Source organism: Streptomyces sp. NPDC111628 (assembly GCF_055635195.1).
On record NZ_JBVKBZ010000006.1, the window covers coordinates 1 to 15,073 of the forward strand.

The 15,073-nt window shown below is 70.2% G+C and carries 6 protein-coding genes, 1 tRNA gene and 1 rRNA gene; 7 read left to right on the forward strand and 1 reads right to left on the reverse strand.

Going from position 1 to position 15,073, the window contains the following annotated elements; translation table 11 throughout:
- The 3 genes from rrf to ACZ7MF_RS29505 form a co-directional block, all read left to right on the forward strand.
- A 5S ribosomal RNA gene (rrf, locus tag ACZ7MF_RS29495) occupies positions 1-88 on the forward strand; the annotation flags it as partial.
- Positions 89-202: 114 nt separating this feature from the next.
- Entirely contained in the window at positions 203-865 is a 663-nt protein-coding gene (locus tag ACZ7MF_RS29500; protein WP_471481848.1) for a DegT/DnrJ/EryC1/StrS family aminotransferase, read from the forward strand.
- Between the two features lie 82 nt (positions 866-947).
- A tRNA-Thr gene (locus tag ACZ7MF_RS29505) sits at positions 948-1,023 on the forward strand.
- Positions 1,024-1,069: 46 nt separating this feature from the next.
- On the opposite strand, the gene ACZ7MF_RS29510 is transcribed toward ACZ7MF_RS29505, so the two are convergent.
- Positions 1,070-3,820: a SpoIIE family protein phosphatase gene (locus ACZ7MF_RS29510; protein WP_471481241.1), complete on the reverse strand. Its 2,751-nt coding sequence runs from the start codon at positions 3,818-3,820 to the stop codon at positions 1,070-1,072.
- A gap of 392 nt (positions 3,821-4,212) precedes the next feature.
- On the opposite strand from ACZ7MF_RS29510, the gene ACZ7MF_RS29515 reads away from it, so the two are divergent.
- The 4 genes from ACZ7MF_RS29515 (at position 4,213) to ACZ7MF_RS29530 (ending at position 15,012) form a co-directional block, all read left to right on the forward strand.
- On the forward strand, positions 4,213-9,702 hold the full coding sequence (locus ACZ7MF_RS29515; protein WP_471481243.1) for a HAMP domain-containing protein: 5,490 nt from the start codon (positions 4,213-4,215) through the stop codon (positions 9,700-9,702).
- 481 nt (positions 9,703-10,183) lie between these two features.
- Positions 10,184-10,858: a response regulator gene (locus ACZ7MF_RS29520; protein WP_003973275.1), complete on the forward strand. Its 675-nt coding sequence runs from the start codon at positions 10,184-10,186 to the stop codon at positions 10,856-10,858.
- 233 nt (positions 10,859-11,091) lie between these two features.
- A complete protein-coding gene (locus tag ACZ7MF_RS29525; RefSeq protein WP_471481246.1) occupies positions 11,092-13,845 on the forward strand; it encodes an FtsK/SpoIIIE family DNA translocase in 2,754 nt (917 codons plus the stop codon).
- A 303-nt stretch (positions 13,846-14,148) separates the two neighbouring features.
- A complete protein-coding gene (locus ACZ7MF_RS29530) occupies positions 14,149-15,012 on the forward strand; it encodes a helix-turn-helix domain-containing protein (protein WP_115744511.1) in 864 nt (287 codons plus the stop codon).
- Positions 15,013-15,073: the final 61 nt, after the last annotated feature.

Sequence of the window (15,073 nt, forward strand, 5' to 3'; positions counted from 1 at the left end):
CGGTTACATTTCGAACCCGGAAGCTAAGCCTTACAGCGCCGATGGTACTGCAGGGGGGACCCTGTGGGAGAGTAGGACGCCGCCGAACAATTATTAGAAGGGTTGGTCCCGGAACTTCGGTTCCGGGACCAACCCTTTTTTGTTTTCCGTCACTTCGAGTTCACGTTGCGCCCCGACCATCCGACGTATGGGTACTGCAGCAATGCTCAGGGCCGCCGGCGTGGGCGTCGGTGACGAGGTCGTCGTGCCTGCCTTCGGGAACGTGGAAGTCGCCGAAGCCGTGGCCCTGGCGGGCGCGTTGCCGGTGTTCGCCGACATAGATCCGGCTACGTACTGCCTGGACGCCTCCCTGGTGGAGGCCGCGCTGACGCCCCGGACCGCCGCCATGGTCGTCGTGCACCGGTTCGGTCGGCCGGCGGACATGGGCTCTCTGCACCGGATCGGGGAGCGGCACGGGCTGCTCGTGCTGGAGCGGGGCGAGTCCGAGGCGCCGTACGACGAGATAGCGCGGCGCAGGCAGCGGGCGGCCTATCTCGACGGGAAGTTGCGGGGCGTGCGGACCCCCGACGGGGGTGACGGGCACACCTATCAGCAGTACGTGGTGCGGGTGCCGGGGAACGGGCGGCCGGACCGTGACGCGTTCGCCCGCGCGCTGCGGGGGAGGGGCATCGAATGCCGGGTGCCGGTGAAGACACCCGTGCACCGCATGCCTGGATTCCGACGATGTGTGTCGCTGCCGGAGACGGAACGGGCCGTCGACGAGACGCTCGCGCTGCCGGTCGAGGCCGCGTTGACCAAGCGGGACATGCAGCGGATCGTGTCCGCCTGCAATGCGCTCGGTGGGCTGTTGCAGCCTGCGTACTGAGCGAAAGTCAGTGGTTGGGAGCACCGGCTTGTTCGGGGTATGATCTATTCCGTTGCCGCGAGGGAAACCTCGAAAGCGACAGGCCCCTATAGCTCAGTCGGTAGAGCGTCTCCATGGTAAGGAGAAGGTCAACGGTTCGATTCCGTTTGGGGGCTCCAGTACGAAGGCCCCGCCCGATTGGGCGGGGCCTTTCGCATGCCCTGGTCAGTCCGCGTGGGGCTCCGGGACGCGCATCGCGAGGATCGCCATGTCGTCGGACGGGGCGTCGGACGCGAAACGCTCCACCGCGCGCATGATGCGGGCGGCCACCGCACCCGCCGTCAGGCCCGTGCAGCTCGTCAGGACGTCGGCGAGGCCGTCGTCGCCCAGCATGCGCGTGCCCTCGCGGCGTTCGGTGACGCCGTCCGTGACACAGAGCAGGACGTCGCCCGGGTCGAGGGTGACCGTCTGCTCGTAGAGCTCCAGGTCCTCGATGACGCCGAGGAGGGGCTGGGGTTCGGCGGCAGGTTCGACCGTGCCGTCCTGGCGGAGGCGCAGGGGGAGCGGGTGGCCGGCGCAGACCACCTTCAGCTCCGCGCTGCCGTCCTCCTGCGGGCGCATCTCGCCGTACAGCAGCGTGAGGAAGCGGCTGCGGGCGCCTTCGTCGAGGATGGCGGAGTTGAGGCGCTGGAGGACTTCCGGGCCGCTGAGGCCCTCGCGGGCCAGCAGGCGCAGGGCGTGCCGGGCCAGGCCCGTGACGGCCGCCGCGTTGGGGCCCGTACCGCAGACGTCGCCGATGGCGAAGCCGTACGCGTCGTCGCTGATGGGGAAGAGGTCGTAGAAGTCGCCGCCGACCTCGTTGCCCTCGCCCGCGGCGCGGTAGATGACGTCGACCTCCACGCCGTCCACGACGGGGAGTTCCGGGGGCAGGAGGCTGCGCTGGAGGGACTGGCTGATGGCCGTGCGCTCCGAGTACAGACGGGCGTTGTCCAGGGCCAGGGCGGCCCTGCGCGACAGGTCCTCGGCGAGTTCGAGGATCTCCTGGCGGAAGTGGTCGTCGGTGGGCTTGCCGAGGGTGAGCATGCCGATGACGCGGTTGCGGGCGACCAGGGGCAGGACGACGGTCTCGCCGCCGACGGCGGAGGCCGTGGCGAGGGTCGGACCGATGCCGGTGCTCAGCTGCGGGGTCGGTCCGCCGCTGAGGCCGAGGTCCCGCATGGAGGTGCGCAGTGCCGCCTGGTGGGCCATCTCCGCCGGGGCCGTCCACACGCGGGCGCCCGGCGTGGGCACCGGGTCGGGCGGGGCGATCTTCGACAGCAGGGACTTGATGCCGTCGATGAGCTCCTCGTCCTCGTGCAGGACGTAGGAGAGGTAGGGGTCCGAGGCCTGGTCGGCGATCGTGTAGACGGCGCACCAGGTGGCCAGGGTCGGGACCGTCATCTGGGCCATCAGGGCCAGCGTCTGGTCGCGGTCGAGGGTGCCGGCGAGCAGGTCGGAGGCCTCGACGAGGAAGCTGAGCGAGCCGCGGCGCAGCCGCTCCAGCTCGCCGAGGCGCGCCGACTCGACGGCCAGCGCGATGCGGTCGGCCGCGAACTGGAGGCGCAGCGCCTCCTCGTTGGAGTACCGGCCGGAGGCCTCGGCCGCGACGCCCAGCGAGCCGGTGAGACGGCCCTCGACCTTGAGCGGGACGGTGACGACCGAGCGCATGCCCGTGCTGTTGAGCAGCGGGACCGCGCCGGGGACGGCCTCCAGGTCGTCGTGGACGGCGGGCATGCGCGCAGAGCCGTAGCGGCCGGGTCCCGCCTCGACGGGGACGCGGGCGAAACGCTGACGTGCGGAGGGCAGGCCGGTGGAGGCGCGGACCTCCAACTCCGTTTCGTCGTCGGTCGCCAGGAGCAGGAAGGCGGCGTCGGCGTCGAGCATGTCGCGGGCGCGTTCGACCGTGCGCTGGAGGAGTCCGTCGAGGTCGTCCGGGGCGGGGGAGCCGATGAACACCTCGAAGGGGTCGGTGCTCTGCCCTTCGGAGGACGGGGAGTCGGAGGCCGGCACCCGCAACGGGGTCTGCAGGACCGCGCGTTCGTGGTCGCGGACGAGGAGGCAGACCGTGGAGGGCTCGCCGTCGGCGTCGCGGACGCGCAGGTGGGAGGCGTAGACCGGGGTGACGCGGCCGTTGGCGCCGCGCATGCCGTAGCTGCCCTCCCAGCGGGAGAGCTGGAGGGCCTCGGCGATGCCGGTGCTGGTGCCGGGGGTGTGCGGCCAGGCGGCGAGGTCGGTGAGCGGCTTGCCGGTGACCTGGTCGCCGGAGTAGCCGAAGAGGTCCTCGGCGTCGTCGTTCCACGACGTGACGGCGCCGGTGCGGTCGATCTGGACGACGGCGACGCGGACCCGGCCGTCGGCGAGCGGCAGCAGGGCGGCCGGGAGGGAGGGACCGGCGGCGCGGGTGCCGACCGGACGCTCGGGCAGATGGAGGTGGAACCAGACGTTCTTCAGCGTGGGTGTGTACTCCACGCCCCAGCGGTCGGCCAGGGCCGCGCACAGCTGGAGGCCGCGGCCGCCCTCGCGGTCGAGGTTGCCCATGTCGGCGGGGGAGCCCTGGAGGGGGACCTCGCGCTCGGGGTAGTGGTCGGCGACCTCGATCCGTACGCCGTCGTCGCTGCGCAGGCACACGACGTCGGCGGTCGTGCCGGCATGGACCACGGCGTTGGTCACCAGTTCGCTGGTGAGCACCACGGCGTCGTCGACGATGTCCGCATGGCCCCAGCCCTGGAGCGTGTCGCGGACGAAGGACCGGGCGCTCGCCACGGATCGTCCGACGGGCTCGAAGCTGGCGGCCGCGCGCGCGGTGATCACAGAACTCCTCGACCCTCTCTCCCCGTGCACGGCCTCATGGCCGACCGGCTCGTGCCGCTGCTGCGGCAGCCCACCCGTCGGCCCGGGATCCGGGGGCTGCTCCCCCGGGATCAGTCCGGTGGTCATTCCGGCCGCCCCTCCGATGCCCGCTCGTCTCCGTGCCACCGCCCAGACCGGACGGACCGGTGTGGCTGGACAGCCGTATGCAAGGTTACTTACCTTCGCCGTCCATCCGAATGCCGGTCTGCAGTGTTTCCGCCCAGAGGGTGTGCGGACGATGTGCGAAGCTGCCGAACTGTTATGGCCTGGTTCGGCCGGGGTGAAACACTGGGCAAGCTGCTTATGAAGGTCCGGGCAGGTGAATGCGCGCCGAGTCGGGTGGGCAGCAGCCCTGGAAGCGGTCCGGCGCGCGCCGGACCGGATCGCCCGGCAGTACGGGAAGTAAGCGGCAGGAACCGGTCCGCCGAGTGTGGGCGGCCGGCACAGCGGTATCGGTCGACCCCTGCGGGAGGGACACAGTGGAGTCTGGCGCAGCGACGCGGACCACGAAGACGCGCGCGAAAGGCGGACAGTCCCTGAGTAACCAGGGCAAATCGCGGGGTAGCGGCGCACGGAGCGGCAGTACGACGGTGGACACGGCCGCGCTGAACCGGCTGCTCGCGGCGCTGGTGTCCATGCGTGAGGGGAACTTCCGCAGGCGGCTCACGGTGTCCGGCGACGGCGTGATGTCGGAGATCGCGGCGGTCTTCAACGAGGTGGCCGACCGCAATCTGCACCTCACGGGTGAGCTGGCGCGGGTGCGGCGCGTGGTCGGGCGTGAGGGAAAACTCACGGAGCGGCTGGAGACCGGCGCCTGCGAGGGGTCCTGGGCGGCCGCGATCGACCACTCGAACGCGCTGGTGGACGACCTCGTACGACCCGTCTCCGAGGTCAGCCGGGTGCTGTCGGCGGTGGCGGACGGCGATCTGTCGCCGCGCATGGAGCTGCGCACGCAGAACGACGAGGGCACCGGGCAGCCGCTGCGCGGTGAGTTCCTGAAGGTCGGCCGGACCGTGAACAACCTGGTCGACCAGTTGTCGACGTTCACGGACGAGGTCACGCGGGTGGCCAGTGAGGTCGGCACCGAGGGCAAGCTGGGCGGTCAGGCCCGGGTGCGTGGCATGTCCGGTTCGTGGAAGGACCTGACGGACTCCGTCAACACGATGGCGTACCGGCTCACCGCCCAGGTGCGGGACATCGCGCTGGTCACGACGGCGGTGGCCAAGGGTGACCTGTCCCGGAAGGTCACGGTGCACGTGGCCGGCGAGATGCTGGAGCTGAAGAACACCGTCAACACGATGGTGGACCAGCTCTCGGCGTTCTCGTCCGAGGTGACGCGCGTCGCCCGCGAGGTGGGCACCGAGGGTGCCCTGGGCGGGCAGGCGCAGGTGCCGGGCGTGGCCGGGGTGTGGAAGGAGCTGACCGACTCCGTCAACACCATGGCCGGGAACCTGACGGCCCAGGTGCGGGAGATCTCGCACGTGACGACGGCGGTGGCCAACGGCGACCTGTCGAAGAAGGTGACGGTGCCGGCCCGCGGCGAGGTCGCGCAGCTCGCCGAGACGATCAACCAGATGACCGAGACCCTGCGGATCTTCGCGGACGAGGTCACGCGCGTGGCGAACGAGACGGGCGGCGAGGGGCAGCTCGGCGGCCAGGCGAACGTGCCGGGCGCGGCCGGTATCTGGAAGGACCTGACGGACTCCGTCAACACCGTCTTCCGGAACCTGACCACTCAGGTGCGGGACATCGCCGCCGTGACGACGGCCGTGGCCAGCGGCGACCTGTCGCAGAAGGTCACGGTGGACGTGGCCGGCGAGATGCTGGAGCTGAAGAACACCGTCAACACGATGGTGGACCAGCTGTCCGCCTTCGGTGCCGAGGTCACGCGGGTGGCCCGGGAGGTCGGTGTCGAGGGTGAGCTGGGCGGACAGGCGCAGGTGCCGGGGGCGGCGGGGACGTGGAAGGACCTGACGGACTCCGTCAACACCGCGTTCCGCAACCTCACCGGTCAGGTGCGGAACATCGCCCAGGTGACGACGGCGGTGGCCAACGGCGACCTGTCGCAGAAGGTCACCGTGGACGTGTCCGGCGAGATGCTCCAGCTGAAGAACACCGTGAACACGATGGTGGACCAGCTCTCCAGCTTCGCCGACCAGGTGACGCGGATGGCCCGGGACGTGGGCACGGAGGGGCGCCTCGGCGGTCAGGCCCGGGTCGACGGCGTGTCGGGGACCTGGAAGGAGCTGACGGACTCCGTCAACTCCATGGCCGGCAATCTGACCTCCCAGGTGCGCAACATCGCGCAGGTGACGACGGCCGTGGCGCGCGGTGACCTGTCCCAGAAGATCGACGTCGACGCGCGCGGCGAGATCCTGGAGCTGAAGAACACCATCAACACGATGGTCGACCAGCTGTCGTCGTTCGCGGAGCAGGTCACGCGCGTGGCCCGCGAGGTGGGCACGGAGGGCCGCCTCGGTGGTCAGGCGCAGGTGCCCGGCGTCGCCGGTGTGTGGCGCGACCTGACCGACTCGGTGAACGGCATGGCCGGCAATCTCACCGCGCAGGTCCGCAACATCGCGCAGGTCGCGACGGCGGTGGCGCGCGGTGACCTGTCCCAGAAGATCACCGTGGACGCGCGCGGGGAGATCCTGGAGCTGAAGAACACCCTGAACACGATGGTGGACCAGCTGTCGTCGTTCGCCCAGGAGGTCACGCGCGTCGCGCGCGAGGTGGGCACCGAGGGCATCCTCGGCGGCCAGGCGGAGGTGCAGGGCGTCTCCGGCACCTGGAAGGACCTCACGCAGTCCGTGAACGGCATGGCCAACAACCTGACCATGCAGGTGCGCAACATCGCCGAGGTGACGACGGCGGTCGCCAAGGGCGACCTGTCGAAGAAGATCACCGTCGACGCCAAGGGCGAGATCCTCGAGCTGGTCACCACCGTGAACACCATGGTCGACCAGTTGTCGTCCTTCGCCGAGCAGGTCACGCGGGTGGCTCGTGAGGTGGGGACGGAGGGCATCCTCGGCGGCCAGGCGAGCGTGCCCGGCGTCGTGGGCATCTGGAAGGACCTCAACGACAACGTCAACCTGATGGCCAAGAACCTCACGGTCCAGGTGCGGAACATCTCCCAGGTGGCCGCGGCCGTCGCCAACGGCGACCTGACGCGGACGGTGACGATCGAGGCGCGCGGCGAGGTCGCGCAGCTCGCGGACACCTTCAACACCATGGTGCGGACGCTGCGGTCCTTCGCCGACCAGGTGACCAAGGTGGCCCGCGAGGTGGGCACCGACGGCATCCTGGGCGGCCAGGCACAGGTGCCGGGCGTGTCGGGGACGTGGAAGGACCTCACCGAATCGGTGAACCAGATGGCGTCGAATCTGACCGGTCAGGTGCGCAACATCGCCATGGTCACCACGGCGATCGCGAAGGGCGACCTGACCAAGAAGATCGACATCGACGCGCGCGGCGAGATCCTGGAGCTGAAGACGACCATCAACACGATGGTGGACCAGCTGTCGTCCTTCGCCGAGGAGGTCACCCGCGTCGCCCGCGAGGTGGGCACGGAGGGGCAGCTCGGCGGCCAGGCACGCGTGCGGGACGTCGACGGCACCTGGCGCGACCTGACGGAGTCCGTGAACGAGATGGCCGGGAACCTGACCCGGCAGGTGCGGGCCATCGCGCGCGTGGCGACCGCGGTGACGCGCGGCGACCTGAACCTGAAGATCGACGTGGACGCCTCGGGCGAGATCTCCGAGCTTCAGGACTACATCAACAAGATGATCGCCAACCTGCGCGACACCACGATCGCCAACAAGGAGCAGGACTGGCTGAAGGGCAATCTGGCCCGGATCTCCGGCCTGATGCAGGGCCGCCGCGACCTCCAGGACGTGGCCTCGCTGATCATGAGCGAACTGACGCCGGTGGTTTCCGCCCAGCACGGGGCGTTCTTCCTCGCGATGCCCCTGGTCGACGGGCAGGAGCAGGCGGGCGCCGAGGGCGACGCGTACGAGCTGCGGATGCTCGGCTCGTACGGCTACTCGATGGGGTCGATGCCGACCTCCTTCCGGCCGGGTGAGGCGCTGGTCGGCACGGCCGCCGAGGAGAAGCGCACGATCCTCGTGGAGAACGCGCCGAGCGGTTACCTGAAGATCTCCTCCGGGCTCGGCGAGGCGCCGCCCGCGCAGGTGATCGTGCTGCCGGTGCTGTTCGAGGGGCAGGTGCTCGGCGTGATCGAGCTGGCGTCGTTCACGCCGTTCACGCACATCCAGAAGGACTTCCTGAACCAGATCGCCGAGATGATCGCGACCAGCGTCAACACCATCTCCGTGAACACCAAGACGGAGGTGCTGCTGAGCCAGTCGCAGGAGCTGACCGAGCAACTGCGGGAGCGGTCGGAGGAGTTGGAGCAGCGGCAGAAGGCGCTCCAGTCGTCCAACGCCGAACTGGAGGAGAAGGCCGAGCTGCTGGCGCAGCAGAACCGCGACATCGAGGTGAAGAACACCGAGATCGAGGAGGCACGGCAGGTCCTGGAGGAGCGTGCCGAGCAGCTCGCGGTCTCCATGCGGTACAAGAGCGAGTTCCTGGCCAACATGTCGCACGAGCTGCGTACGCCGCTCAACTCACTGCTGATTCTGGCCAAGTTGCTCGCGGACAACGCGGACGCGAACCTGACCCCGAAGCAGGTCGAGTTCGCCGAGACGATCCACGGCGCCGGATCCGACCTGCTCCAGCTCATCAACGACATCCTCGACCTGTCGAAGGTCGACGCGGGGAAGATGGACGTCTCCCCGACGCGCATCGCGCTTGTCCAGCTCGTGGACTACGTGGAGGCGACCTTCCGGCCGCTGAGCGCGGAGAAGGGCCTGGACCTGTCGGTGCGGGTGTCGCCGGGACTGCCCGCCACGATGCACACCGACGAGCAGCGGCTGCTCCAGGTGCTGCGCAACCTGCTGTCCAACGCGGTGAAGTTCACCGACTCGGGCTCCGTCGAGCTGGTCATCCGGCCGGCCCGGGACGAGGTTCCGAAGGCGATCCGGGAGCAGTTGCTGGAGGCCGGTTCGATGAACGACCCGGACGCCGAGCTGATCGCGTTCTCCGTGAGCGACACGGGCATCGGGATCGCGGCCAGCAAGATGCAGGTGATCTTCGAGGCGTTCAAGCAGGCCGACGGCACCACGAGTCGCAAGTACGGCGGTACGGGCCTCGGGCTGTCCATCTCGCGGGAGATCGCGCAGCTGCTCGGCGGCGAGATCCACGCACAGAGCGAGCCGGGCCGCGGGTCGACCTTCACGCTCTACCTGCCGCTGCACCCGAGCGAGCTGCCGCCGCACGGCTACCAGCAGCCGCTGCCGTCCGTGGAGGCCGGTGAGCTGTCGGCGCCCTCGGGTGCCGTGGCCGAGCTGCCGGGTGCCGGGGTCGAGACGCCGGCCGAGGTGAAGTCGTACCAGGACTCGCAGAACGGCGCGGCCGCGCTGTTCCGGCGCCGCCGCAAGCCGGCCGCGGACACCGAGGACCGGCCCGAGGCGCAGGAGCGGCACCCGGGCGCCGGGCAGGAGGCGGCCCCGCACGCGCACCGGGGGATCCGGTTCGGCGGGCAGAAGGTGCTGATCGTCGACGACGACATCCGCAACGTCTTCGCCCTCACCAGCGTTCTGGAGCAGCACGGACTGTCCGTGCTGTACGCCGAGAACGGGCGCGAGGGCATCGAGGTGCTGGAGCAGCACGAGGACGTGGCGGTCGTCCTGATGGACATCATGATGCCCGAGATGGACGGATACGCGACGACCACGGCGATCCGGCGGATGCCCCAGTTCGCCGGGCTGCCGATCATCGCGCTGACCGCGAAGGCGATGAAGGGCGACCGGGAGAAGGCGATCGAGTCGGGCGCCTCCGACTACGTGACCAAGCCGGTCGACCCCGACCACCTGCTGACGGTGATGCAGCAGTGGATGCGCGAGGAGTGAGCCCGGCGAGCCCGGCGAGTCCGGTGAATTGGGCGAGTCCGTCGAATTGGGTGAGCCGGCGGCGGTGGCGGGGCCGGGCGGGAAGTGATCGGTACGCCCGGCCCCCGGGCCCGTAGTACGTTCGGGCAGGGTCTCCCCGTACGTACGGGCACCTTCCGTGCGGCTCGCTCGGGCGGTGTGCGAACGTGGGGTGTGTGTAAACGGCCGGAACCTTCGGGGGCCACGCGAAGTCGCTGACCCAGCGTGCCCGAAGCCGTGTAGAAGTACGGGTTTCGGGGAACCTTCTGGTCTCCCGCCGCGTTTCTGCTACGAGCACAGTGACATCACGGTGACAGGGTGTGGCGACAGGCGGGGTGCGGCTACGATGACCGGCACAAGGACGGGCGGCGCAAGGGAGCCGTCCTCCGGGGCGGCACTCGCCGGTGCCGTGCCAAGTCCTGTGGACAGGGGAGGCCCCACGCCGGGGCGAGGAGGGCGGGCCATGGTGCAGAAGGCCAAGATCCTCCTGGTCGATGACCGGCCGGAGAATCTGCTTGCGCTGGAGGCGATCCTCTCGGCGCTCGATCAGACGCTGGTGCGGGCATCGTCCGGGGAGGAAGCGCTCAAAGCGCTGCTCACGGACGACTTCGCGGTCATTCTGCTGGACGTCCAGATGCCGGGCATGGACGGATTCGAAACCGCCGCGCACATCAAGCGTCGGGAGCGGACCCGGGACATTCCGATCATCTTCCTCACGGCGATCAACCACGGGCCCCACCACACCTTCCGCGGGTACGCGGCAGGCGCGGTGGACTACATCTCCAAGCCGTTCGACCCCTGGGTGCTGCGCGCCAAGGTCTCGGTCTTCGTCGAGCTGTACATGAAGAACTGCCAGCTGCGTGAGCAGGCGGCCCTGCTGCGCCTCCAGTTGGAGGGCAACGACAAGGCCGCGGTCGGCGAGGCCAAGGAGCCCGCGGGGCTGCTCGCCGAGCTGTCGGCGCGGCTGGCGGCCGTGGAGGAGCAGGCGGAGGCGCTGTCCAAGCAGCTCGGTGACGAGTCGACGGACGCGGCCGCGGTGGCGACGGCAGCCCACCTGGAGCGCAAGCTCACCGGGCTGCGCCGGGCGCTGGACGCCCTGGAGCCGGGCTCGTCCGGCGGTCAGGCCGCCGTCAACTGACGTCGAGCGTGCCCCCGCGTCAACTGACGTAGAGCATCCCCCCGCCGCCCGCGAGGCTCGTCGCGGCGGCGGGCCCGCGCGGCCGTCCGTGAAGTGGCCTGTGAGAGGGTCTGTGAGGGCTTGTCAGGGGCTGTACCGGAGGCGTCAGTTCCGACCCCATGAAGGGGCGACACGAACGGGTGAAGCGGTAGGCACACGTGTCGACCGCCGTCTCCCCCGGTAACCTCACACCTATGGCCTCACGTCCCTCCGCAGCCAAGAAGCAGCCCGCGAAGAAGGCGGCCGCTCCCGCGAAGGGTCCGGCCAAGAAGGCCGCCGCGAAGAAGGCGCCGGCGAAAAAGGCGCCCGCCAAGAAGGCCGCGGCGAAGAAGCCCGCGCCCAAACCGGCTCCGAACCCCACCGGCGGCGTCTACCGGCTGGTGCGCGCGCTCTGGCTGGGCCTCGCGCACGGAGTGGGCGCCGTCTTCCGCGGCATAGGGCAGGGCGCCAAGAACCTCGACCCGGCCCATCGCAAGGACGGCGTCGCCCTGCTGCTGCTCGGCGTCGCGCTGATCGTCGCCGCGGGCACCTGGGCCGACCTCAAGGGCCCCGTCGGCGACCTCGTCGAGATCCTCGTGACCGGCGCCTTCGGCCGGCTCGACCTGCTCGTGCCGATCCTGCTCGGCGTCATCGCCGTACGCCTCATCCGGCACCCCGAGAAGCCCGAGGCCAACGGACGGATCGTGATCGGCCTGTCCGCGCTCGTCATCGGCGTGCTCGGTCAGGTGCACATCGCCTGCGGCTCACCGGCCCGCAGCGCGGGCATGCAGGCGATAAGGGACGCCGGCGGCCTCATCGGCTGGGGCGCGGCCACCCCGCTGTCGTACACGATGACCGACATGCTGGCCGTGCCGCTGCTCGTGCTGCTCACCGTCTTCGGGCTGCTCGTCGTCACGGCCACCCCGGTCAACGCCATCCCGCAGCGGCTGCGGCAGCTCGGGGTGCGGCTCGGCGTGGTTCACGACCCGGAGACCGACGAGTTCACCGACGACGACGAGCGCTACGACGACCAGTGGCGCGAGGCGCTGCCCGCCCGGTCCCGCAAGCGCGCCCAGCCGGCCGCCGCCGAGCCGTACGACCCCGACGCGGCCGAGCAGGAGGCGCTCAGCCGACGCCGCGGCAGGCCCCGGCGGTCCGCCGTGCCGCAGCCCGAGATGAACCGTCCGATGGACGCCGTGGACGTCGCCGCCGCTGCCGCCGCCGCACTCGACGGCGCCGTACTGCACGGGATGCCGCCGTCCCCGCTGGTCGCCGACCTCACCCAGGGCGTGAGCACCGGGGAGCGCGAGTCCACGACGCCGACGCCCACGCCCGTGCCGGCCGCGCGGCCGCAGCCGGGAAAGCTCAAGAAGGACGCCGCGAAGACGACCGAACGGGAACCGGCGGGCGGCGCGGTCCCCGACCTCACGAAGACGCCGCTGCCCAAGGAGCGGGACCTGCCGCCGCGCGCCGAGCAGCTCCAGCTCTCCGGCGACATCACCTACTCCCTGCCGTCCCTCGACTCCCTCACGCGCGGCGGACCCGGCAAGGCGCGCAGTGCCGCCAACGACGCCATAGTCGCCTCGCTGACCACCGTCTTCACCGAGTTCAAGGTCGACGCCGCCGTCACCGGCTTCACCCGCGGCCCGACGGTCACGCGCTACGAGGTCGAGCTGGGCCCCGCCGTGAAGGTCGAGCGGATCACCGCCCTGACCAAGAACATCGCGTACGCCGTCGCCAGCCCCGACGTGCGGATCATCAGCCCGATCCCCGGCAAGTCCGCGGTCGGCATCGAGATCCCCAACACCGACCGGGAGATGGTCAACCTCGGCGACGTGCTGCGCCTCGCGGAGTCCGCCGAGGACGACGACCCGATGCTGGTCGCCTTCGGCAAGGACGTCGAGGGCGGCTACGTCATGCACTCGCTGGCGAAGATGCCGCACATGCTGGTCGCCGGAGCCACCGGCTCCGGCAAGTCGTCCTGCATCAACTGCCTGATCACCTCGATCATGATGCGGGCGACCCCGGAGGACGTCCGGATGATCCTGGTCGACCCCAAGCGCGTCGAGCTGACCGCGTACGAGGGCATCCCGCACCTGATCACGCCGATCATCACCAACCCGAAGCGGGCCGCCGAGGCGCTCCAGTGGGTCGTGCGCGAGATGGACCTGCGCTACGACGACCTCGCCGCCTACGGCTACCGGCACATCGACGACTTCAACCGCGCGGTGCGCGAGGGCAAGGTCAAGCCGCCCGAGGGCAGCGAGCGCGAACTCCAGCCGTACCCGTACCTGCTGGTGATCGTGGACGAGCTGGCCGACCTGATGATGGTCGCCCCGCGCGACGTCGAGGACGCGATCGTCAGGATCACGCAGCTCGCGCGCGCGGCCGGCATCCACCTGGTGCTCGCCACCCAGCGGCCCTCCGTGGACGTCGTCACCGGCCTGATCAAGGCCAACGTGCCCTCCCGGCTCGCCTTCGCCACCTCCTCGCTCGCCGACTCCCGGGTCATCCTCGACCAGCCCGGCGCCGAGAAGCTGATCGGCAAGGGCGACGGCCTCTTCCTGCCGATGGGCGCGAACAAGCCGACCCGCATGCAGGGCGCGTTCGTGACCGAGGAGGAGGTCGCGACCGTCGTCCAGCACTGCAAGGACCAGATGGCGCCGGTCTTCCGCGAGGACGTCACGGTCGGCACCAAGCAGAAGAAGGAGATCGACGAGGACATCGGCGACGACCTCGACCTGCTGTGCCAGGCGGCCGAGCTGGTCGTCTCCACCCAGTTCGGGTCCACCTCGATGCTCCAGCGCAAGCTGCGGGTCGGCTTCGCGAAGGCCGGGCGGCTGATGGACCTGATGGAGTCGCGGAGCATCGTCGGACCGAGCGAGGGTTCGAAGGCTCGTGACGTTCTTGTGAAGCCTGATGAGCTGGACGGCGTGCTCGCGGTGATCCGGGGGGAGTCTGAAGGGTAGGGACGGGTAGGAGAAGGGTTCCGCCGACGATCCGCAGACGTTTCGCCGACGGAGGGTCACGACGGCCGGGCGGCGTCACGACGGCCGGGCGGCCGATCGTGACTCACCCGTTAGGGATCATTGAGCAACCGTTTCCCCAGGCCCTACGTCAAGTTGAGGGAAGTGACAAACAGGTAGTCCACCATCGGGGTGCCGGGCCATTCCGATGGCGTAAAGGTCGTACCGCCCGGTTGCCCCACCCGTTTGCACCCCCCCTAGACTGAACGCCCAGCACAGGCGGCTAAACGCTCGAAAGGCGCCCCCGTGTCCAACGGCAACTCCCCTGAAGACGAGCGTCCGATCGAAGACGTGTCCCACGACGCCCCTGACGACGTTTCCGAGGAAGCCCGCCCCTCCGTCGGCCACGCCCTGAAGCAGGCCCGGATCGCCGCCGGGCTGACCGTCGACGACATCACCACCGCCACCCGGGTCCGCATCGCCATCGTGCACGCCATCGAGGCGGACGACTTCGCGCCCTGCGGCGGCGACGTCTACGCGCGCGGTCACATCCGCACCCTGGCCAAGGCCGTCGGGCTCGACCCGGCCGAGCTGCTCGCGCGGTTCGACGCCGAGCACGGCGGACGCCCGGCGCCGACCCCCGCCGCGCCCCTGTTCGAGGCGGAGCGCATCCGTCCCGAGCGGCGCGGACCCAACTGGACCGCCGCCATGGTCGCCGCGATCGTCGCCGTGATCGGCTTCGTGGGCTTCACGTTCGTCAAGGGCGGCGACGACGGCGGCAACGAGGCGAGCGTCGCCGAGGGGGCCCAGCCCTCGTCCGGCGAGTCCGCCTCGTCGAGCGCCAAGCCCAAGAAGCCCGCCGACCCCAAGCCGGAACCGAGCGACAGCGCCATCGCCGCCGCGCCCGCGGACAAGGTGACCGTCAAGGTCAGCGCCACCGAGGGCCGCAGCTGGATCTCCGCCCAGGACCACAACGGCCGGCTGCTCTTCGACGGACTGCTCAAGCAGGGCGACTCCAAGACCTTCCAGGACAACGAGAAGGTCAAGCTCGTCCTCGGCGACGCCGGAGCCATCCAGCTCTACGTCAACGGCAAGAAGATCGAGGACGACTTCCGGCCCGGTGCCGTCGAGCGCCTGACGTACACGAAGGGCGACCCGCAGGTCGGATAGGGGACGCGCGGGACGAGTCGACACGGGGTTGGCCAGGATCGGCCAACCCCGTCGACGTGGG